The sequence below is a fragment of the Vibrio sp. 2017_1457_13 genome, from assembly GCF_030851525.1.
Taxonomy (GTDB): Bacteria; Pseudomonadota; Gammaproteobacteria; order Enterobacterales; family Vibrionaceae; genus Vibrio; species Vibrio metschnikovii.
On the sequence record NZ_VHTA01000006.1, the window covers coordinates 233,659 to 255,509 of the forward strand.

Below are 21,851 nucleotides of genomic sequence, written 5' to 3' on the forward strand. Positions count from 1 at the left end.
AAAAGCAATCGTTTTTTCTTTGCGCTTATTCACATTCGGCGACAAGGCTTAAGCAAAAATATACACAGCTGCTCTAGGGGCGGTTGGCTTTTGGGGGGATAAAAAGAGAAACTTTTTGATCGATGATTCGCTATTTTTAGCGCCGTCGAGATATATCCTATACCTGAGCTCTTAGTTGATCTTGCCTAAGGGCGTGATTAAGCTGAGGATATAAATCCATTATCATCAACGTCTTATTCTCTTGCTGTGCGAGATGACGGCGGTCATGCCCAGAGAGATTTAAATACACGTCTTCTGGGAAATTTTCAGTGTCTTCAGGGAGGTAAGTGAGCACTTCAGGTTGCAAATAGTGCGACAGTTTGGCGCTCGCCATGCCGCCAGAGTGAAACAGTTTTGCTTGCTGAGCCGAAATAGCGTAAGAGCTTTGATCATTGCGTAGTGCTTGACATGCTGGCAGTTCAAAGCGTTGACGTAGCTGATCTTCAGTCGTACGGTGAGTGGTGATCGGCTCGATGGGCGTGGTATCGCGAACGTCATTCGAGAAGAGTGCCATGAATAGAGCGAAATCGGCATGACGACCTTGCTGTACCGCTTGGTTGACCCCAGTTCCGAGCTGTAACTCATTAATTATTCCGGCTTTGTCTAATGTATGTACTTGCATGGTTTCTCCTCAATGCACCACTAATAACGGCACATGAAGGAAAAACTTTAATAAAAAAAGCCTACCTTATTTGAGGTAGGCTTATCGGTTGGAGCGTTATTCGGCTCTCACCTCTTAATCAACCAAGATTACTTCGCTAGGTTTTGTGCAACAAATTCCCAGTTGACTAGAGCCCAGAAGCCGTTCATGTAGTCTGGACGGAGGTTACGGTAGTCAATGTAGTAAGCATGTTCCCACAGATCAACGGTCAATAAAGGCGTTACGCCCTCTTCAGTGATTGGGGTTGCTGCGTTAGAAGTATTGATAATCGCCAATGAACCGTCTGCTTTTTTCACTAGCCAAGTCCACGACGAACCGAAGTTGTTGATCGCAGAATCAGTGAATTTTGCTTTAAACTCAGCAAATGAACCGAAGGCTGCATTGATGGCTTCTGCCACTGCGCCTGTTGGCTCACCACCGCCGTTTGGAGATAGGCAGTGCCAGTAGAAAGTGTGGTTCCATACCTGTGCCGCATTATTAAAAATACCGCCCGTTGACGTTTTGATGATCTCTTCGAGAGATTTGCCTTCAAACTCTGTACCCGGGATCAGACCATTCAATTTTACGACATAAGTATTATGGTGTTTACCGTGGTGGTAATCCAAAGTCTCTGCTGAAATGTGCGGTTGTAGCGCATCTTTTGCGTAAGGTAGTGCTGGTAGTTCAAATGCCATTGTTCAATTCTCCGTTGTTGAGAGGAAAGAAACGACTAAGCAGACGAGGTCAAATACAGGTTACGGCCCACGACTGATGTAGACACTTCTTTGATTGCTTCCAGTGTTATTGTAATGGAGTCGATAAAACTGACTTGCTATGCATTTTAGCAAGTTTTTACTTTATTAACACCCCAAGTGAAAGAAAAAGTTCAGTTAAGTCAATATACCGCGATCACTTGATACTTACTCTGCTAAATCCATAAACAGAATGTGCTTTTTATTCTCTCTTAATGATTTAGAATGGAAGGGATTAACTTAGCCATCCATTAAGAGGAAGCAATGGAAACCATCGATAAAATTAAACAGCAACTTGCCGAAAACCCAATTCTTCTTTATATGAAAGGGTCACCTAAACTGCCAAGCTGTGGTTTCTCTTCGCAAGCCGCTCAAGCGTTAATGGCGTGCGGTGAAAAATTTGCCTACGTCGATATCTTACAAAATCCAGATATTCGCGCAGAGCTACCGGTTTATGCTCAGTGGCCTACTTTTCCCCAGTTATGGGTTGAAGGTGAATTGATTGGTGGTTGTGACATTATTTTGGAAATGTTCCAAAAAGGTGAACTACAGCCATTAATTAAAGAAGCGGCCGCACGTAACGCGACAGATGAAGCTTAATACTGTATAAAAAAACAGTTTAGCTTGATTTTTTAGGGTCACATTGGTTAATGTGGCCCTAATTTTTTCTGATTTTAGACTGTTATGAGCCGCTTATTCATTGCTGAAAAACCCAGTTTAGCCCGAGCCATTGCTGATGCGTTGCCCAAGCCCCATAAAAAGCAGCAAGGTTTTATTGAATGTGCCAATGGCGATAAGGTGACTTGGTGTATTGGTCATTTACTGGAGCAAGTGGAACCGGACAGCTATGATCCGCGATACAAAAAGTGGAATTTGGCTGATTTACCCATCCTACCCGAAAAGTGGCAATTGAAGCCGCGGAAAACGGCGAGTCAACAATTGGCCGTAGTGCGTAAGTTACTAAAAAGTAGCCAAGAAATTGTCCATGCTGGCGATCCAGATCGCGAAGGTCAACTGTTGGTTGATGAGGTTATCGATTATTGTCAGGTCTCTAAACAAAAGCAGCAAACCATTCAACGTTTACTGATCAGCGATCTCAATTTGCCTGCGGTGAAACGCGCACTTTCAACAATGCGCAGTAATCGTGAATTTATTCCATTGTCGATTTCAGCCTTAGCACGCTCTCGGGCTGACTGGTTATACGGTATGAATATGTCTCGTGCTTATACCTTGCTTGGACAAAAAGCGGGTTATCAAGGGGTATTATCCGTTGGTCGAGTGCAAACACCTATACTGGGTTTGGTGGTCCGTCGTGATGCCGAGATAGCCCATTTTGTCGCCCATGATTATTTTACCTTACACGCATTGATCCCTTATCAAGTCGAAGGACATGAGTTTGATATTCGAGCTCGCTGGCAGCCTAGTGACGCCTGCCAGCCTTGGCAAGATGAAGAGGGACGAGTGTTAAACCGCGCTTTGGTTGAAAATGTTGCCCGTCGTATTCAACATCAGCCTGCGATTGTTGTGGCGTCAGAACAAACGCAAACTAAGCAAGCAGCACCACTGCCTTATTCATTATCGGCCTTACAAATTGATGCTGCCAAGCGCTATGGTTTGAGTGCTCAACAAGTATTGGATATTTGTCAGTCACTGTATGAAAAATACAAGTTAATCACTTATCCACGTTCCGACAGTCGTTATTTACCTAAAGAACATTTAACTCAGACGGATACGATACTGACGGCGATTGCTCATAATCTTCAGCCATTACAAACTGCGGTCGCCGGTGCAGACCGTACATTCCGTTCTAAAGCGTGGAACGACAGTAAAGTTGATGCGCATCATGCGATTATTCCTACCCCTAAGCAAAGTGCTGTACATGGACTTTCTGCTGCTGAGCAGAATATTTATCAGTTAATTGCTCGCCAGTACGTACTGCAATTTTATCCTCCCGCAGTATACGCTGAAGCTAAACTCGTATTTACCATTGCGGGAGGAACCTTTATTGCTAAAGGCAGACAATTGGTGTTCGCAGGCTGGAAAAGTGTCATAGGTCAACAAGAGCAACCTGAGGATGGAATTGATACTGTGCCGCCGCTACCAAAGGGGACATCGTTGATCTGTCGCGAAGGAGAGATGAAAACTTGCCAGACCGAACCGCCGCGTTATTTTACTGAGGCAACGTTATTGCAAGCGATGACGGGGATCGCCCGCTTTGTTGAAGATAAAGAGCTTAAGAAAATTCTTCGTGAGACCGATGGGTTAGGCACAGAAGCCACTCGAGCTGGCATCTTAGATACGTTATTCAAGCGTCAATTACTGACACGAGAAGGAAAACAGATAAAAAGTACTCCGGCTGGCAAAGGACTGGTGGAGGCGCTACCGCTGCAAGCCACTTATCCTGATATGACCGCTCATTGGGAGCATCAACTGCAAGCGATGGCAGAAAGAGGTCAAGCTTATCAACCCTTTATTGAAGATCTTGAGCGACAAATTAGCCAATGGATAGAGCAAGTGAAACAACAACCTGTCCCCGCCTCGTTGCGAGCTTTACCGCCGGTTAAGCGACCTGCATTTAAAACCAAGAAAAGGTCGACGAGCAGTAAAAGAAAAAGCCCGCCTGCACGTTGTTCAACCCCATAAAGGCGTTATCGCGCGGTGATTCACCATTGATTGATGAGGACGTTTAAGGTTTGTTGCGTGAAAGTTAGAATAAATCCACATAAAAATAATGGTCCTGTTGCATAAGCGGTAAATGTTTTCCATAGTAAGCTCCGGTTCTTGGATGAATATCACAAAGAATCAGGATGAAATCATCATACAGAGGCAAAAATGCCCGTCATTACGCTTGCGCTAGGAATACACTATGTTAAAGATACTTAGAGCCCTCAACGTTCGTCAGAAAATCTTGGTGATCGAACTCATTTCTCTGGCCATTATTGTGCTTATCAGCCTCTACGGGGTAAGTAAGTTACGAGAAATGGCCTTTCAAGAACGCCAACAAAGTGTTGAAAATCAAGTCCAATCAGTGGTCAGTTTAGTTGATTATTATGCTCGTTTAGCACCAAGAATTGGTGAAGAAGAAGCTAAGCAACGAGCGATCGAAGCGATCAAGGCACTCCGATATGACAATGGTAACTATTTTTGGGTGATGACGGCTAATGCTCGTCTAGTACTGCATCCTCTGCGCCCAGAAATGACCAATCAAGATATGAGTCAGGTACGTGATGGTTCTGGTCGTTTTCATTGGCAACAAATGGCACAGGTTGTTCAACGTCAAGGCGCTGGGTTTGTCGAATACACTTTTGTGCCACCGAATGGTCCGATTGAGGACAAAATTTCCTATGTTGCACAAGCCAATGGTTGGAATTGGGTCATTGGTACCGGCGTTATCGTTAACGATATCAATCAAACGGTGTATCACAATGCCTTATTTTATGTTGGCTTTGCTTTGGCGGGCGTGGTGATTACTTTACTGTTTTCGAGCATTATCGGTAAAAACATTACCGACCCTCTGGCTCTGTTTGTCACCAAAGTACAGCGGGCAGCGCAAGGGGATATGACGGTGCGTTTTAATCCTAAAGGACGGGATGAGATTGCTAGTTTAGGGCGTTCGATAAATTCAATGATCGAAAGTACCCATCAAGCTTTAATTACCGCCAAGCAGTCAGCGATGAATGCCGCTGAGATGGCGTCGTCAATCGCTTCGGCTAGTGAAGAAACCGCAACCAGTACCCAATCGCAGCGCATGCAATTGGAGCAGTTAGCGACCGCCATGAATGAAATGAATGCGACCATTCGCGATGTGGCGCAAAATGCCGAGCAAACCGCCGCTTCGACCGACGATGTCGCCAATCAAGCGTTAAGTTGTAATAGCATGATGGAGAGAACGGAGCAAAACATCGAACAGCTATCTCAAGAGGTCTCGCAAACCGATCAATTGGTTGAAGCGCTGCGGAATGATGTCGCGGGGATCAATGAAATTGTTGATGTGATTCAAGCCATCTCTGAACAAACTAACTTATTGGCCTTAAATGCGGCGATTGAAGCCGCGCGGGCAGGAGAGCAAGGTCGCGGCTTTGCGGTGGTTGCTGATGAAGTGCGTCATTTGGCTGGCCGTACTCAGCAATCGACGCATCAAATTCAGCAAACCATCGAGTCCTTAATTGCCAGAGCGGGCAGTGCGTCACAAGCGATGAAGCAGTGTCATAGTCGTGTGACAGAAAATGTTCAAACCGCAACCGAAACTAAGCAAATGTTAAAACAGATGGTGACAGAGCTGACTCGAGCGAATGACATGGTGACCCAAATTGCCACCGCGGCAGAGCAGCAAGATACCGTAGCTGAAGAGATGAACAGCAATGTCAGTCATATTAATCTGTCGGCTGATCATATTAGCCAATCGGCGCAAGATTTGGCTGAACAAAGCCAGCATCTAGCTGATAGTGCTAACCAATTGGATGAGCAGTTACAGCGTTTTAAAGTATAACAACCGAGTTTATATCGGTTGTTATTGAGTCGGATAAAGACAACAAAGTGGAGAAGAGCTCTCCACTTTGTTATTGCCCTAACGTTGAATATTAAGAGCTAACCCCATTAAATCACTGCTTGACGGACCTTGGCAGAGATCCATTCACTTACGACGACCGTTGCCAAGATGACTAAAATAATCAAGGTGACTTGAGGCCAAGCGAGGACATTTAAACTAGATTGCAATTGCATGCCGATGCCACCCGCTCCAACTAAACCTAAGATCGCACTTTCGCGAATATTAATATCCCAACGAAAAACACTGATCCCAAAAAACGTAGGTAATACTTGCGGCACAATCGCATAATTTAAAACCTGCGCTTGACTTGCCCCCGTGGCGGTTATTGCTTCAATTTGAGTCAGTTCGGTCTCTTCAATCGCTTCATACAATAATTTGCCGACAAAACCGATGGATCGCAGTGCAATGGCTAAAATGCCAGCCAGTAGACCAGGGCCAAGAATCGAAACCAGCAGCAGTGCCCAGATCAAAGAGTTAATTGAGCGAGAGGCGACAATGACAAACAAAGCAATTGGTCTCACCAATACTCTAGAGGGTGTGGTATTACTGGCGGCTAAAAAAGCCAGTGGCGTAGCCAGAATGACGCCCAGTAACGTACCTAAGGTTGCCATATTGAGCGTGTCCCACAATGGCGACCATAAGCGCTCCATATAAGACCAACGGGGAGGAAAGGCTCTGTCTATTAAATCAGCAGCGGCTTGAGGAGCATCGTAGACGAACACCCACATGGTATGTTCTGTCATGACATTCCAGCAATAAATAAACAAAGCCAGCAGTAACATCCAACCAACCCAAAGTAACAATTGAGTCTTTGGCGTACGATATTGCCAAGTTAGGCTTGAGTTGAGAGGATTCATTTCACGTATTTCCGTAGATAGCCAGAAGCATATTCACTGAGCATCACAATCGCAATAATTAGTAAGAGAATGGCGCCAGCACTGTCATATTCGTAGCGCGAGAGAGAGGTATTGAGTGTTGCGCCAATGCCACCGGCTCCAACAATGCCGATTACGGCACTCTCACGAAAGTTAATATCGAGTCGGTATAAGCACAACCCAAGTAGACGCGGTAACACCTGTGGCTGAATAGCATAATTAATCCACTGTAACCATGATGCGCCAGTGGCTTTAATCGCCTCAATAGGGGCGGGGTCGATGCCCTCAATTTCTTCTGCCAGTAATTTACCGATAAAACCAATCGTGGCGAAAGTTAAGGTCAAAAAGCCAGCAAAAGCACCAAAGCCAAATAAAGCGACGAAAAAGATTGCGACGATAATTTCTTGTAAAGAGCGACTAAGAGCAATAAAAGCACGACAAATCATATAAACCCAAGTTGGACTTAAGTTGCGAGCTGCGCCAAGTCCAACCGGAATCGCTAAAGCAATACCCACCACAGTGGAAGTTAAAGTCATGGTTAAACTTTCGATCATTCCAGCGGAAATATCTCGCCAGCGAGTGGAAAAATCAGGCTGTAAGAATCCACCAATAAAGCGCTGTGCCCGTTCTAATCCTTCGTAAATCCTTAGCCAGTTAATATCTATACTGCCAATCGCGAACCATAAATAGATTAGGCACAAAAGAGTAATCACCCATCGCCAAACGCGACTTTTAATGATCTGTGGCGGTTTGCGCCATTGAGTTGAATAAGGTACTGGGTTCATGCATTCACCAATGAACGATGAGCTTGAGAGGCCAGTTCTGTGTCAATGGATGATTCTGGCTGGCGCATGCTGGTCCAATCCTCTTCACCGTAAATTCGAGTCAATACACTTTCTGTTAGCTGCTGTGGAGATCCATCGAACACCACCTCACCGGCTTTTAAGCCAATAATTCGGTCGGTAAACTGCTGAGCGAGGACCACATCATGAATATTAATGATCGCTGGTAAGCCACGTTCGTTGCACATTTCAACCAATAAACGCATCACTTGGCGACTGGTTTTAGGATCTAAGCTCGCGGTTGGCTCGTCAATCAACAGCAGTTCTGGATCTTGAGCTAGAGCACGAGCAATACCTACCCGTTGGCGTTGTCCGCCAGATAATGCATCGGCTCTTTTGTCAGCATGTTGAAGTAAGCCCACACGATCTAAAAGGCGATAAGCGTTGCTGATGTCTTGTTCGGGGTATTGTCGCCAAAAACTGCGCCAAAACGAGACATAACCTAATCGTCCCGAGAGGACGTTCTCCATCACCGTTAAGCGATCAACGAGGGCATATTCTTGAAAGATCATGCCAATTTTTCGTCTTGCTTGTCGTAACTGAGTTTGAGAAAGTTGATTGACCGTTAAGTCATTTAAAATAATTTGCCCGTCACTGGGCTCGACTAAGCGATTAATACAGCGAATTAAGGTTGATTTCCCAGCTCCTGAAGGGCCAATTAAGCCAACAACTTGCCCTTTAGGCACACTGAATGAAACGTTATTGAGGGCTTTATCGCCCGTTGGATAAGTTTTGGTTAATCCATTGATGGTCAGCATGAATCCACTCCTTGATGATAAAAAGCGCCAGATGATCAGTATCATCTGGCGTTTAAGGGTTAACGACAGGTGTATTGAACCCCCATGGCTTGATCGATTTCACGCACCACAGACCAGTGTTCTTTAAAGGTAATAGGGATAAATTGTGCTTCACCCGACTGAGAGAATTCTTTTTCCATCGCTGTACCTTTCCAATCAAAACTGAAAAAGGCTTGGCGGATTTTTTGTTGTAAATCTGGGTGTAGGTTGTAAACCACGCCATAACCTGTGGTTGGGAAACTTTCCGATTTAAAGATCGTGTTATAGCTGTCTGGGTTAATCACGTTTCTTGCGACCATGCGCTTGGCAACAGAATTGGCAATGGCAGCAGCATCATAGTCGCGGTTAACCACGCCTAAAATGGAGTTATCGTGAGCACCCGAGAAGGCGGGGGTATAATCTTTGCCTGCGGTTAATTGATAACTCGCTTCAAGTAACGCTTGTGGCGCTTTAAATCCCGAGTTAGAGGTTTCTGCAGTAAATGCCAAGGTGCGACCACGCAGATCTTCAATCTTTTCAATTCCAGACGTTGGGTAGGTAATGATTTCCATTTCATAACCGTAGCTGCCGTCTTCTCTGGCCATCATCGCAAAAGGACGAAAACCCGCGCACGCGACGGCTAATGGGTTTGAACCTGTGTTAAATCCAGCGATGTGTAAACGTCCTGAACGCATGGCTTCAATTTGTGCGGCGTTAGAGTTAACTGGGAAAAATTGGACACGTTTTCCTGTTATTTTGGCCATATGGTCTAAAAATGGTTTCCAGACATCCGCATAAACGGCAGGGTCTTCGACGGGCGTATAGGCAAAAATCAATGTTGATGGGTTCACCCAAGCTGACGCATTACTGGGGATATCGGCGACCAGATCACCATCGTTATCTTTATAGCGTGAATCGAGAGAGAATTGTGCGTGAGCAAGTGGCGTTGCGATTAACGCCAATGCGACGCATTGAGCTAACAATTTCATGATAAAACCTCAGGTTGTCGTCCTTAAACAAGTTGGTAAACGGTAGAAGGGAAAGGTGACTTTTATGTGAATAAACCGTTAAGGCTTGATGACAATGATTATTTTTAGTGATGCGTAATGGGTAAAAGACTGGCGTTGTACTTACTTTTGATGGCGGATGCTGGGATGCTCACAAAGGTCGTCATTGGCTTTCCCCATCGAGTGATCAGCTATGATAGATTATAAGTTGCTTATCAAAGTAAGTTTAAAAACAGCGGTTTTATGTACCTGAGCTGCTTATCTCTGGGTTAAAAAGAGTAATCATTATGATGGATCGTTTATTTGGTAGTAGTCGATTTTTAGTGTTAGCGGTTATCGTGACCAGTTTTGTTGCTGCGGTGATCTTATATCTCGTTGTGCTGTCGATTATGTTCGGTATTGTCAGTAATTTGTGGGGCGGAATTCCATCTGGCGTTACTCAAGGCAAAATGTTGGCGGTGAGGTTGCTAAAAGTCTTAGATATCTCACTGATTGCGATTACCTTTCAAATCATTGCCGCCAGTTTATATCGTCTTTTTATTCGCCCATCAGCTTTGGAGGCGAGTCCCTTTCTTTCTGCTCTCGCGATTAGAAATTTTCATGATTTAAAAATCACTTTATTGCAAGTGGCGGTGGTGATCATGATCATTCTTTTCCTTGAGCATTTGGTGGAAGTGGGTGCCAGTATTGAAACGCTGTATTTAGGCGCAGGGATGAGTATGGTGATTGCTGCGGCGATTTGGGCGTGGAAATCGATGAAGTAACAGTAAATGGACAAATTTTACTCGTATCACTGGCAAAACGTGCGATGATGAATTAGTATAACCTAAATAAGCATTTGCTAATCATTGTGGTGGGGGGATTGTAATGAAACCTAATGTTCATGAATTTTTTGATGCTAACACGTTTACTTACAGTTACGTGGTGGTCGACCCGAGTTCATCGAAATGTGCAATCATCGACTCTGTGCTGGATTACCAACCAGCATCAGGCAGAACATCTTATGAGTCCGCCGATAAAGTGGTCGCCTTTGTTGAACAACAAGGCTTATCAGTGGAGTGGATTTTAGAAACCCATGTCCATGCCGATCACTTAAGTGCCGCGCCTTACCTCAAGCAACGACTGGGCGGTAAACTGGCGATAGGTCAACAGATTACCGTGGTTCAAGATACCTTTGGAAAGTTGTTTAACACAGAACAGGATTTTGCCGCAGATGGCAGCCAGTTTGATCATTTATTTACCGATCAGGAGTCATTCACGGTAGGTAACCTTCAGGCCAAAGCGATTCATACTCCGGGACACACACCAGCGTGTATGACTTACCTGATTGGTGACAGTGCTTTTGTTGGTGATACGCTGTTTATGCCTGATTACGGTACCGCGCGTTGTGATTTTCCGGGCGGGGATGCCAAAACGCTCTATCACTCCATTCAAAAACTGTTCACTTTACCCGATGAAACGCGCGTATTTATGTGCCATGACTACAAAGCGCCGGGGCGAGAAGAGTTTCTTTTCCAAACCACGATTGGTGAAGAGCGTGTGCATAATATTCATGTTGGTCATGGCGTGGAAGAAGCGGCGTTTGTCGCCATGCGTCAAGCTCGGGATGCGACGTTATCGATGCCGACTTTGATCTTGCCCTCGGTTCAGGTCAATATGCGTGCTGGCGTATTACCTCCGGCTGAAGACAATGGTGTTCAGTATCTAAAAATTCCGCTTAATAAAGTTTAACTAACAAGGATAGTCTGATGTTGACATTGATTACATTAACCCCACAACTGACCGTTGCACCGCAAATTGAGCCAAGTGATATCGAACAGATCGCTGGTTTAGGTTTTAAATCGGTGATCAATAATCGGCCCGATGGCGAGGAAAGTGGCCAGCCATTGAATCAAGTGATTGAACAACATGCCGATCAGCTTGGTTTAGTTTATGTTCATTTACCCGTGGTGGGTGGCCAAATTAGCGAAGCTCAGATCCATCAATTTGGTGAATTGTTACAGACGCTCCCTCAACCTATCTTAGCTTTTTGTCGCACGGGAACCCGTTCTAGTATGTTGTGGTCATTGGCAAGTCAAGATAGCGCGATGTTCAGTGAGCGTTTGCAGGTTGCTACCAAGCAAGGCTTTAAGCTTGATGGTCTCGGCGAGCGATTTGCTCAGCGTTAAGCACAAGCGCGGTGAGTTGAAATTAAAGTAAATAGGGATCAGCCAATGAAGCTAGCTTGGCGTCAATATCTGCCCATCGTGACTTGGTTGCCGGAATACACTCGTCAGGCTGCCAGCAAAGACGGAGTGGCGGCGATCATTGTCACCTTGATGCTGGTGCCACAAAGTTTAGCTTATGCGATTGTGGCTGGTTTACCTCCAGTTTATGGCCTATATGCCAGTATTTTACCGCTGGTGGCTTACACCCTGTTGGGGACCAGCAAAACGTTGGCTGTTGGCCCCGTTGCGGTGATTTCGTTAATGACCGCAGAAGCGATTGCGCCTTTACATGATGTTGGGACACACGCTTATGTAACGGCTGCGGCGACGCTGGCGTTTTTATCTGGACTGATGCTGTTAATCATGGCGGTGTTTCGCTTAGGCTTTTTAACGACGTTTTTAAGTCATTCAGTACTATCTGGTTTTATGACCGCCTCTGGCGTTGTGATTATTTTGGGACAATTACCTAAGTTACTGGGCTTATCAGTAGCCGATGGCTCGCTCAATGAAGTGTTGGCTGCTGTGCACTATCCGACCTTATGGCTGGGGCTGGGGAGTTTAGTACTATTGGTGCTTGGCCGACGTTATTTCTCCTCTTTATTACAAAACCTTGGCTGCTCTGCATCGTGGGCGGGCCATATCACCAAATTACTGCCGGTGATGGTCATGGTCGCAAGCATCTTGATCATTGATTACTTTCCACAGCACACTCAAGGGGTGAGTGTAGTTGGCGCTATCCCGACGGGGTTACCAAGTTTGGTTATGCCCGTGTTTGAAACCAACTTAATGGTTCAACTGTTGCCTGCAGCGCTGCTGATCAGCGTGGTCGGGTTTGTTGAGTCAGCGTCGGTTGGCCAAACGTTAGCGGCGAAAAGACGTCAACGGATTGAACCAAACCAAGAGTTGATTGCTTTGGGTGGGGCGAATATTGCCTCTGCGATACAGGGTGGGTTTCCGGTCACTGGTGGCTTGTCGCGCTCAGTGGTTAACTATGATGCGGGAGCGGAAACGCCATTGGCGGGCATGTTGACCGCGATAGGGATTGGCATCACGGTACTGTATTTTACTCCATTGTTTAGCTATCTTCCTCACGCGGTTTTAGCGGCGATTATTATTGTTGCAGTATCGGCTTTGATTGATATCAAAGCCATTTTTACCACCTGGCGCGCCGCAAAAAGCGATGGCGTGGTGATGTTAAGTACCATTGTTGGAGTGCTCTTTATCAATATTGAGTGGGGGATCATCATTGGCGTGCTGCTCTCATTAGTGATTTTTTTATGGCGAACCAGTCAGCCGCACATCGCGGTGGTGGGATTAATCGAAGGTAGTGAACATTTTCGTAATGTGCAGCGTTTTCAAGTTAAGCAAAGTAAAACGGTATTAACTTTACGCATCGATGAAAGCTTATATTTTGCCAATGCCCGTTATTTAGAAGATAAAATCCCAGAGTATTTAGCTAGCTACCCTGAAACCCAGCATTTAGTGTTGATGCTTTCTGGGGTCAATCGTATCGATAGTAGTGCCTTGGAGAGCTTACATTTAATCGCAGAGCGTGTTGCTCAATCGGGTATTACTATGCATTTGTCTGAGGTCAAAGGCCCCGTGATGGATGAAATACAACGCTCAACGTTTTTAGAGCATTTCACAGGGCAAATTTTTATCAGCCAATTTCAAGCTTTTAGCTACTTAACTCAAGCTGAGCATCCCGATGAGGACTGGCGAATCTAACGCTACACCATGGGAAGACTTCTGTGATTAATCTCTCATATCTATCATTTGTGTGATAAACCTGTATAATTCGCCGCCTATCTATACCCTGATGATGTTCACCGATGGCCAGTCCGATGTCGGGGTATCATTACGGTATCAATACCTATTAATTGGTGTGTGACCGTTATCGGTTGTCACCCAACGGCTCGTTCATATTCATACCTAGGAAGACTTCTTTGATCTCTACTGCCAACATCACCATGCAATTTGGTGCAGAACCCTTATTTGAAAACATTTCTGCTAAATTCGGCAACGGTAACCGCTATGGGTTAATCGGTGCGAATGGATGTGGTAAGTCGACATTCATGAAGATCCTCAGTGGTGCGCTGACACCAAGCTCTGGTAACGTTTCGATGACGCCTGGTTTGAAGCTCGGCGTGTTGAGTCAAGATCAATTCGCCTTTGAGCAATTTAGCGTGATTGATACCGTGATCATGGGCGATCGTAAGCTGTGGGAAATTAAACAAGAACGTGAACGAATTTACGCATTACCTGAAATGAGTGAAGCCGATGGCATGGCCGTCGCTGAGCTAGAAAGCGAATTTGCCGAGATGGATGGTTATACTGCGGAAAGTCGCGCGGGAGATATTCTACTGCAAGCAGGCATTGAAGAATCGCTGCATTTTGGTTTGATGCAGCAAGTCGCTCCTGGTTGGAAACTGCGTGTCTTATTAGCGCAAGCTCTGTTTGCTAACCCCGATATTTTATTGCTTGATGAGCCGACCAACAACTTGGACATTCATACCATTAACTGGTTAGCAGAAGAGTTGAAGCAGCGTAAATGTACCATGATCATCATCTCTCACGATCGCCACTTCTTAAATGCCGTCTGTACCCATATGGCTGATATTGATTATGGTGAGCTGCGGATTTATCCGGGTAATTATGATTATTTCTTAGAAGCATCAAGCTTAATTCGTGAGCAACTGCTAGCGGGGAATGCCAAAAAAACCGCTGAGTTGAATGAGTTACAAGATTTCGTCAACCGTTTTGGTGCCAATGCTTCAAAAGCTAAGCAAGCCAGTTCACGTGCCAAGAAAATGGATAAAATTAAGCTTGATGAAGTGAAATCAAGTAGCCGAGTAAGTCCACATATTACCTTTGGTGAAGGGAAAAAACTACATCGCCAAGCCCTTGAGCTACAAGAGTTAGCGCATGCCTTCGATGAAGGGCCATTATTTGAAAAAGGTAACTTGTTGCTAGAAGCGGGAACTCGATTGGCGGTAATTGGTGAAAATGGTGTCGGTAAAAGTACCTTATTGCGCTGTTTAGTCGGTGAATTGGCTCAAACGCAAGGCGTAGTCAAATGGTCAGAAAATGCCTCCATCGGTTATTGTCCTCAAGACAATACCGCCGATTTTGATAACGATTTAACCGTCTTTGAGTGGATTTCACAATGGCGCACCGCAAAGCATGATGATCTGATTGTGCGTGGTATTTTGGGGCGTTTGCTGTTTAGTGCTGATGATGCCAACAAAAAAGCCAAAAGCTGCTCCGGTGGAGAAAAGAACCGCTTAATGTTTGGTAAATTGATGATGTTAGACGTTAACGTTTTGGTGATGGATGAACCCACTAACCACATGGATATGGAAGCGATTGAAGCGCTAAACACCGCATTAAAAGGTTATAAAGGCACTTTGATTTTTGTTAGCCATGACCGAGAGTTTGTATCTTCGCTGGCGACATCGATTATTGAGATCAAAGATAAACGGCTACAGGTGTTTCAAGGCACTTATGACGAGTATCTTGCTCACCAAGAGAAAATCCTCAGCGCCGCTTAGGTTTGTTATACCGATCGCCACGATGGTTAGATAATCGTGGCGGTTCATCTTTATGGTCTTATTAAAGATCGATTGATTGCCACTCAGGCAGTTTTTTAATCGCGATGGTTAATGCATTAAAGCAATCCACATCAATCGCGGTGTGTAGGTTGTCTTGCATTATTGCTAGTGCCTGAGGGATAGGAATCGCGCCGCGATATGGCCTTTCAGCGGTAATCGCATCGAAGATGTCAGCGGTAGTGATGATCCGAGTCATTAGTGAAATCTCTTCGCCTGCTAATTGTCGCGGATAACCGGTCCCATCGAGTTTCTCGTGATGAGCGGCTGAAATGGTTGCCAAAGAGCGGAAAGCTGAGATGTTGATTAATATTTGTTCAGTAAGTGAGGCGTGAGCTTTAACGGCTTCCCATTCTTGATCGTTGAGCTTATCGGGTTTATCCAAAATGGTATTACTGACCCCAAGTTTACCCAAGTCATGCAGCAAAGCCGCGCGTTTTAGCCAACGACGTTCGAGCGGGTCAATACCTAGCTGTTCGGCGATCAAATCAGCATATATCGCTACGCGTTGGCTGTGATCGGCGGTATAGGGACTTTTCGCGTCGACAATTTTGCCAAAGGCACTAACAATATCATCGAAATAATCATCATCGAGATAAATATTCGCTTGAGCCGGAGCCATTGCCATTATACGTTGGCGTATATCTTGCGCTTTGAGCCCATCAACAAACGATTCAGTTTTAGCAATAGAGACCAGAGTATCCACTAACGCTGGGTCAAACCATTGACCACTGCGTGATTGCACTTCTTGTAAAGCGGTTGAGAGATTGTGTTGGTATTGAAATACGTCCACCACTTGAGAGAGTAGGGCGATACGAGAGTAAAGTGGAATTTGTTCTTGCTGCAATTGTTCGGGTCTGCCCTTGCCATCCCAATGTTCATCTAAACTGTGGATACCTAGCGCAACTGGTTCAGAGAAGCGCAGCTCACGAGCAATTTCAGCGCCTCGCGTGCAGCGAGTTTGAATTAATTCTTGTGCGTAATCACCGCCATTTTTCAATATATCCAGCGTTGTGCTGATCCTTTCTATCCAACTTTGCCCAGCACCTGCATGTTTGATGACAAAGTTTATCGCACTGGATAAGCTGGTGCCGATGGTTTTGTAATTACGTTTAAATGTACGATCATCGGCCATGTATAACTCACAAATTCGCGCCGCGTTACTACTACAGCCCGCATCTTTGAGTAATAAGGTAAAAAACAGATCGTGGCGTTGTGTCTCATCTAGGCCAATCGCTTGGCCAATGTGCATGCCAATCCAGCAGCAACGAATACAATGCTCTGGCGGTTGCCCTTCCGTCATATCGAGTGCGGCAGTTAAGGCTAACATCAGTTCAGAGAGCGGCATGAGGGGCTTAGAATAAGGTTGCGGTATGTGGTTTTCTAATATCGAATTTTCATGCATTAAGGACGGCTCTCAATAGCTTGTTACGGATATCCTTAGCTTAGTCGATTGTCGAGCGGATAGGCGAGAAATCAGCGAGTATTGATAAATCGCACCGCATTAATTTATGCCGTGCGATGTTGATGATTACCCTAAGACTAAGCGTATTGCGCTTCGAGTTGATTGGCTTTTTGATAAGCGGGGTGTGTGGCCAACTGACGCAAATAACGCGCAATATTTGGATAGTGTTCGATGACACCATCTTTGACCAAAATCTCAGCAATAAACGACATCATGATATCAGCCCCTGTGAGTTGCTCGGCGACCAAATAGGTTTTATCTGCTAAAGATTGGTCAAAATAGCGCATTACTTGCGCTGCTTCGTGATCAGCATAGCCTTTTAAAAAGTTGGTTTGACAACCATCTTTTGCGACAAACATCTGTAATAATAACGGTAAAATTGCAGAGCTTTCAGCAAAATGTAGCCATTGTTGATAGTGAACGTAATCAACACTGCCACGTTGCGGAGCAAATTGTCGGCCGTATTTGTCAATTAAATAATCGGTGATCGCCCCCGATTCGGTAACGATCAGTCCATCATCTTCAAGGACAGGTGATTTACCGAGAGGGTGTACGGTTTTTAGTTCGGGTGGTGCGAGAAACGTCGCTTTATCCCGTTGATAAGCGACAATTTGATAGTCGAGTCCCAATTCTTCCAGTAACCAGATAATCCGCTTTGAGCGTGATTGATTAAGATGATGCAGGATGATCATGATTTTTTCCTTTTAGATTGAAAGTGGTTGATTGACTTCAATCACCACTTTGCCAAAGTTTTTACCTTCCAGTAAACCGATAAAGGTTTGTGGTGCATTGTCTAAACCGGAGATGATTTGCTCGCGGTAGTGGATTTTTCCTTGGCCAAGCCATTGACTCATTTCGCGGGTAAATTCGCTATAACGATCGCCGTAATCATCAAAGATGATAAAGCCTTGCATACGAATGCGCTTAGTGAGTAGAGTGCCCATCAGTAGTGGTAAGCGGTCGGGGCCAGTCGGTAGCCCGGTCGCGTTATATTGGGAAACTAAACCACAAACAGGAACGCGAGCTGAAGTATTCAGCAGCGGTAATACCGCATCAAAGACTTTGCCGCCAACATTCTCATAGTAAACATCGATGCCTTGTGGGCAGGCTTGGGCGAGTTGATGAGCAAAATCATCCGCTTTGTGATCAAGACACTCATCAAATCCCAGTACTTGTTTGGCATAACGGCATTTTTCTTCTCCGCCTGCAATACCGACTACGCGACAACCTTTGATTTTGCCAATCTGGCCGACGGTTGCGCCAACAGGGCCAGTTGCTGCGGCGACAACCAAGGTTTCCCCTGCTTTAGGCTGACCAATATCCAGTAGTCCCATGTAAGCGGTAAAACCGGGCATCCCCATCACGCCTAATGCATAGGAAGGGGTTATCGGATCTCGCCCCAGTTTCAATATGCCTTCACCATTGGAGATGGCGTAATCTTGCCAACCAGTATAAGCAAGCACCCACTCACCAACAGTAAAGTCTGGGTGATGCGAGGTTTCAACTTGGCATACAGTGCCACCGACCATCACATCATCAATCGCAACAGGTTCAGCATAGGATTTAGCATCGCTCATGCGTCCACGCATATAAGGGTCGAGAGAAAGGTAAATGGTGCGCAGTAATACTTCACCTTGCGCAGGAGTTGGTTTGGCCACGTGCTGTAAACGAAAGTTACTGTCAGTCGGGGCACCATGTGGCCGAGAAGCCAGTACGATTTGGCGGTTGATCGTTTGAGTCATACATCAAATTCCAGTTATTAAATTAGACCAGTCGTCTAATTTTCGTGGGTAAAAAACCGCTATCGAAATAGCGGTATTCTATATAGACAAGCCACTGGTTTAACTTACAGGTTTGCCTTGTAATATTTGCTCGGTGGTAATAAGTGCTTGATCAAGTCCTTGATTATCTTGACGAAGTTTACTCAGTAGGCTCGCGCCAATCCATAAATTATACAACAGCTCAGCGGTTAGCTGGCTGTGCTGAACGTAAATTGAGCCTTCATTGACCCCTTGCTCAATACATTGAGCAATCGCATGGATAATGGCATTCGCCCCATTCAATAGTGCGATGCGCATCGCATCAGAAAGATCAGCGACTTCAGCACTTAACTTCACCACTAAACAACGCTGCGCATGGCACTGACCTTCACTTTGCTCATGCCAGTATTGCCAATAGCGCATTAATCGCTGGTAAGCGGTGCCGTGTTGGTCGGCAAATAGGTCATGAATTCGCTGTGAGTAATCAGCAAAGTAATCATTGATTAATGCCTCGCCAAATTGCTCTTTCGATTTAAAGTAATGATAAAACGAGCCTTTTGGTACGTCAGCGGTTTTTAACAATTCAGATAGGCCAACATTGGTAAAGCCTTTACTCACCACCAGTTGGTAGCCGACATCTAAAATATGTTGACGAGTATCATTGGTTTTCATGTTCATGACGACACTATAAAAATAACTAGACCAGTCGTCTAGTTATTTTTTCATCATTTTAGCTAAATCGGCAAACGGGTTGTAAGTCGCGCTTTGGTGCTCATCAAGCTTAGCGGTTGACTCAACGCCGTAACGTTCATGTTCGAGATACTTTGAATGCTCATGATCGTGACAATATAAGCATAGCAGCTCCCAATTGCTGCCATCTTCCGGATTATTGGTGTGATCATGATCTTTATGGTGCACGGTTAACTCGCGCAAGTTGGAGTACACAAATTCCCGAGCACATTTACCACATACCCATGGGTAAAGTTTGAGCGCTTTTTCTCGGTAACCACTTTCTTTACGTGCGTAATTGGCACTCGAACCGTAAAAATCCGACGACATATTGCATTCCTATCTTTAAATTTTCTTTGACGATATTAAAGACTAAAAGCCGCCGCAGAGCAAAGCTTGTATGAGGTTTTTGTCGGAGAGAAAGCGCTCAGGGCTAGGTTTTGCCTAATAGAGGGTGACTAACAGCTAAACTGTGATTGTCACCGCCACCAAAGCATGATCGGTACTAAAACTATCATCAGCAAAACTTGGGTTAACTAAATGCTGATCCAAAACCGTATAGCCGCTGATATTGCCTTTAGGGGCTGTTGATAAGGGAGAAAAGTCGGCGGAAAGTAGAATGTAGTCGAGCACCGATCCCGTGGCCCCTGCATAATAAGTCGCTTGGCGCATTTGCCCGGTTGCTTCGCTATAGATATCCCAACTGTCGTAAAACACATAATCACTCAGAGGATCTTGCGTTTCTGGTTTACGATACAAAGCTTGAGACATCAAACCTTGAAACTCTTCATGATGCAAAGGCTTATTAAAATCCCCCATTAGTACAAACGGGCGCTGAGTTTTTTGGCGAGTATGAATAATATATTGATGGGTTAAATTGACTTCAAAGCCACGCTGCACGGTAGATAACCAACGGCCAAGAGTTTCTTGTTGCCATTCTTCCACCAGATTGTTCGGAGCTTGGGCGGCTTCCGTAGCGCGCTGAGATTTAAAGTGCACGACATACACATCGATAGCCCCAAGTTTTGGGACTTCAATCGTCGCGTGCAGAGGAATACGATGAAAACTGAACGCTTGGTTTTGCTCAGGGAGAACAGCTTGTAATGGGCTTACTTGGGTTAAAGGGTAACGAGAAGCCAGCGCGACCACTGGATGGCGATAAATGTAGTCATCTTCAATCATTGGACTATCGACACACACCACGTGCGGGTAACCCAGAGCATTCATTTGTTGGCGTAGCGCTGCAAAACTGAACACTTCTTGAAAACCAATCACATCCGCGTTCAACTGCTGGATTTTAGTTGCAAACCAAGCGTTTTTTTTCTGCCACTGTTCATTGGTGTATATATTATCAAATTGATAAAATGCGTTGGGCGGCTCTAAGTAGTTAAACAGGTTAATCGTGGCCAAGGTTATCGTCATAAGTATTCTCGTCAGTCGCGTTTAAATTGATCTTATACCTCCTTTTAAAGGACACACACCAAAAGTATGAAAAAAGAATGATTTTTAGTTTTTTGGTGATTCGGTAGCACATTTATGCATCATTTATTGCTAAGGTTCCTTCACGTTTAATGGAGGACACTACTTTGACCACCGCTCGACAACAACTGGTTTCTACGGATGTAACATCTTATTATCACTGCGTTTCTCGCTGCGTGAGGCGTAGCTTTTTATGCGGTAAAGATACCTTGACCAATCGTTGTTATGAACATCGAAGAGAATGGATAGAACAAAAAATCTATTCGTTAACGAACGTCTATTGCATTGATATTTGTGCATACGCCATTATGAGTAATCATTATCATCTGGTTGTAAATATTAACCAAAATAGAGCATTAAAACTCACATTTCATGAAGTCGTTGAACGTTGGAGCCAAGTGCACAAGCTACCGTTTTTGATTCAACGTTGGCAAAATAAACAACTCACTAGCCTAGCTGAACAAACGCGCTGCATTGAACTAATTGAAGTTTGGCGGGAAAGGTTATCGAGCTTGAGCTGGTTTATGAAAGAGCTCAATTACGATATTGCTTGTAAAGCTAACCGAGAAGACAATTGCACTGGACACTTTTGGGAGAGCCGTTTCAAAAGCCAAGCACTACTTGATGAAAAAGCATTGGTAGCGGCAATGGCTTATGTTGATTTAAACCCGATTCGAGCGGGGATCGCTGATACCCTAGAAACCGGTGAATTTACTTCGATAAAAGCCAGAATAGATGCACTAAATAAAAATTTAGCGACAGCGCCTTGTTTGCATCCATTTATTGGTAACCCAACTAATGAGCCGCGAGAGGGGATCCCTTTTCGTCTGATGGATTATTTAGAGTTGGTTGACTGGACCGCTCGCCAATATCGAGACGGCAAAGCGTCGATGAGCGATAAAATGCCAAATATTTTGTCGCGATTAAGTTTTAATTCAAAGGATTGGCTAAAAATCTGCACTGGTCTAGAGAAATCGCGCGCGACAGCTATCGGTACTCGGCCTCAGGCGGTAATAGCGAAAGTGCTTCTGAAAAAACAAAGAGTACAGCTTTATCTCTTGGAATAAGCAACCTAACAACTGCTAAAGTCTAGTAAAAACGAGCCAGTAATTGTGCTGGTGGT

Annotated in this window: 21 protein-coding genes; 9 read left to right on the forward strand and 12 right to left on the reverse strand. The window is 45.0% G+C overall.

What is annotated here, in order from left to right; genetic code table 11:
* Positions 1-157: 157 nt before the first annotated feature.
* A complete protein-coding gene (locus FKN88_RS10425) occupies positions 158-661 on the reverse strand; it encodes a VC2046/SO_2500 family protein (protein ID WP_154170514.1) in 504 nt (167 codons plus the stop codon).
* Between the two features lie 128 nt (positions 662-789).
* Positions 790-1,374, reverse strand: a complete 585-nt coding sequence (gene sodB / locus FKN88_RS10430; RefSeq protein WP_158138747.1) for a superoxide dismutase [Fe] — start codon at positions 1,372-1,374, stop codon at positions 790-792.
* A 321-nt stretch (positions 1,375-1,695) separates the two neighbouring features.
* Here sodB and FKN88_RS10435 point away from each other — a divergent pair, with 321 nt between their 5' ends.
* The 3 genes from FKN88_RS10435 to FKN88_RS10445 all read left to right on the forward strand — a co-directional run bounded on the left by FKN88_RS10435 (position 1,696) and on the right by FKN88_RS10445 (position 5,920).
* Complete coding sequence (locus FKN88_RS10435) at positions 1,696-2,031, forward strand: Grx4 family monothiol glutaredoxin (RefSeq protein WP_072669841.1); 336 nt, start codon at positions 1,696-1,698, stop codon at positions 2,029-2,031.
* An 84-nt stretch (positions 2,032-2,115) separates the two neighbouring features.
* Positions 2,116-4,074, forward strand: a complete 1,959-nt coding sequence (locus FKN88_RS10440) for a DNA topoisomerase III (RefSeq protein WP_306687501.1) — start codon at positions 2,116-2,118, stop codon at positions 4,072-4,074.
* 223 nt (positions 4,075-4,297) lie between these two features.
* On the forward strand, positions 4,298-5,920 hold the full coding sequence (locus tag FKN88_RS10445) for a methyl-accepting chemotaxis protein (protein WP_158144828.1): 1,623 nt from the start codon (positions 4,298-4,300) through the stop codon (positions 5,918-5,920).
* Positions 5,921-6,027: 107 nt separating this feature from the next.
* Here FKN88_RS10445 and phnE (FKN88_RS10450) read toward each other — a convergent pair whose 3' ends face one another.
* From phnE (FKN88_RS10450) to phnD, 4 genes are read right to left on the reverse strand one after another with little or no spacing between them, the layout of a single operon-like run.
* On the reverse strand, positions 6,028-6,837 hold the full coding sequence (gene phnE, locus FKN88_RS10450) for a phosphonate ABC transporter, permease protein PhnE (protein ID WP_154170519.1): 810 nt from the start codon (positions 6,835-6,837) through the stop codon (positions 6,028-6,030).
* Positions 6,834-7,640, reverse strand: coding sequence for a phosphonate ABC transporter, permease protein PhnE (gene phnE / locus FKN88_RS10455; protein ID WP_004394833.1), 807 nt, complete (start codon positions 7,638-7,640; stop codon positions 6,834-6,836). The genes phnE (FKN88_RS10450) and phnE (FKN88_RS10455) overlap by 4 nt, the downstream gene beginning before the upstream one ends.
* The gene (phnC, locus tag FKN88_RS10460; protein WP_306687500.1) at positions 7,637-8,455 is read right to left on the reverse strand and encodes a phosphonate ABC transporter ATP-binding protein; all 819 of its coding nucleotides are present in this window, start codon (positions 8,453-8,455) and stop codon (positions 7,637-7,639) included. Before phnC ends, phnE (FKN88_RS10455) begins: the two co-directional genes overlap by 4 nt.
* Positions 8,456-8,514: 59 nt before the next feature.
* Positions 8,515-9,462 carry a phosphate/phosphite/phosphonate ABC transporter substrate-binding protein gene (gene phnD / locus FKN88_RS10465; RefSeq protein WP_306687499.1) on the reverse strand — a complete coding sequence of 316 codons (948 nt, stop codon included), beginning with the start codon at positions 9,460-9,462 and terminating at the stop codon, positions 8,515-8,517.
* 305 nt (positions 9,463-9,767) lie between these two features.
* Between phnD and FKN88_RS10470 the strand changes: the two genes are divergently transcribed.
* The 5 genes from FKN88_RS10470 to FKN88_RS10490 all read left to right on the forward strand — a co-directional run bounded on the left by FKN88_RS10470 (position 9,768) and on the right by FKN88_RS10490 (position 15,238).
* Positions 9,768-10,244, forward strand: coding sequence for a YqhA family protein (locus tag FKN88_RS10470; protein WP_040904169.1), 477 nt, complete (start codon positions 9,768-9,770; stop codon positions 10,242-10,244).
* Between the two features lie 103 nt (positions 10,245-10,347).
* Positions 10,348-11,211, forward strand: coding sequence for an MBL fold metallo-hydrolase (locus tag FKN88_RS10475; RefSeq protein WP_154170525.1), 864 nt, complete (start codon positions 10,348-10,350; stop codon positions 11,209-11,211).
* 17 nt (positions 11,212-11,228) lie between these two features.
* Complete coding sequence (locus tag FKN88_RS10480; protein ID WP_154170527.1) at positions 11,229-11,648, forward strand: TIGR01244 family sulfur transferase; 420 nt, start codon at positions 11,229-11,231, stop codon at positions 11,646-11,648.
* A 45-nt stretch (positions 11,649-11,693) separates the two neighbouring features.
* Positions 11,694-13,415, forward strand: coding sequence for a SulP family inorganic anion transporter (locus FKN88_RS10485; RefSeq protein ID WP_154170529.1), 1,722 nt, complete (start codon positions 11,694-11,696; stop codon positions 13,413-13,415).
* 218 nt (positions 13,416-13,633) lie between these two features.
* The gene (locus tag FKN88_RS10490) at positions 13,634-15,238 is read left to right on the forward strand and encodes an ABC-F family ATPase (protein WP_154170531.1); all 1,605 of its coding nucleotides are present in this window, start codon (positions 13,634-13,636) and stop codon (positions 15,236-15,238) included.
* A gap of 61 nt (positions 15,239-15,299) precedes the next feature.
* Here the strand turns inward: FKN88_RS10490 and FKN88_RS10495 are convergent, their stop codons facing one another.
* The 6 genes from FKN88_RS10495 to FKN88_RS10520 form a co-directional block, all read right to left on the reverse strand.
* Positions 15,300-16,700, reverse strand: a complete 1,401-nt coding sequence (locus tag FKN88_RS10495) for an HD-GYP domain-containing protein (protein WP_154170533.1) — start codon at positions 16,698-16,700, stop codon at positions 15,300-15,302.
* A gap of 137 nt (positions 16,701-16,837) precedes the next feature.
* Positions 16,838-17,452, reverse strand: a complete 615-nt coding sequence (locus FKN88_RS10500) for a glutathione S-transferase family protein (RefSeq protein WP_187985155.1) — start codon at positions 17,450-17,452, stop codon at positions 16,838-16,840.
* A 12-nt stretch (positions 17,453-17,464) separates the two neighbouring features.
* Positions 17,465-18,502: an NADP-dependent oxidoreductase gene (locus FKN88_RS10505; protein ID WP_154170536.1), complete on the reverse strand. Its 1,038-nt coding sequence runs from the start codon at positions 18,500-18,502 to the stop codon at positions 17,465-17,467.
* Between the two features lie 99 nt (positions 18,503-18,601).
* A complete protein-coding gene (locus FKN88_RS10510; protein WP_154170538.1) occupies positions 18,602-19,198 on the reverse strand; it encodes a TetR/AcrR family transcriptional regulator in 597 nt (198 codons plus the stop codon).
* Positions 19,199-19,234: 36 nt separating this feature from the next.
* On the reverse strand, positions 19,235-19,579 hold the full coding sequence (locus FKN88_RS10515; protein WP_004394845.1) for a YajD family HNH nuclease: 345 nt from the start codon (positions 19,577-19,579) through the stop codon (positions 19,235-19,237).
* Between the two features lie 135 nt (positions 19,580-19,714).
* Entirely contained in the window at positions 19,715-20,671 is a 957-nt protein-coding gene (locus FKN88_RS10520; protein WP_004394846.1) for an endonuclease/exonuclease/phosphatase family protein, read from the reverse strand.
* A 149-nt stretch (positions 20,672-20,820) separates the two neighbouring features.
* On the opposite strand from FKN88_RS10520, the gene FKN88_RS10525 reads away from it, so the two are divergent.
* Positions 20,821-21,795, forward strand: coding sequence for a transposase (locus FKN88_RS10525; RefSeq protein WP_306687498.1), 975 nt, complete (start codon positions 20,821-20,823; stop codon positions 21,793-21,795).
* The last annotated feature ends 56 nt before the right edge of the window (positions 21,796-21,851 follow it).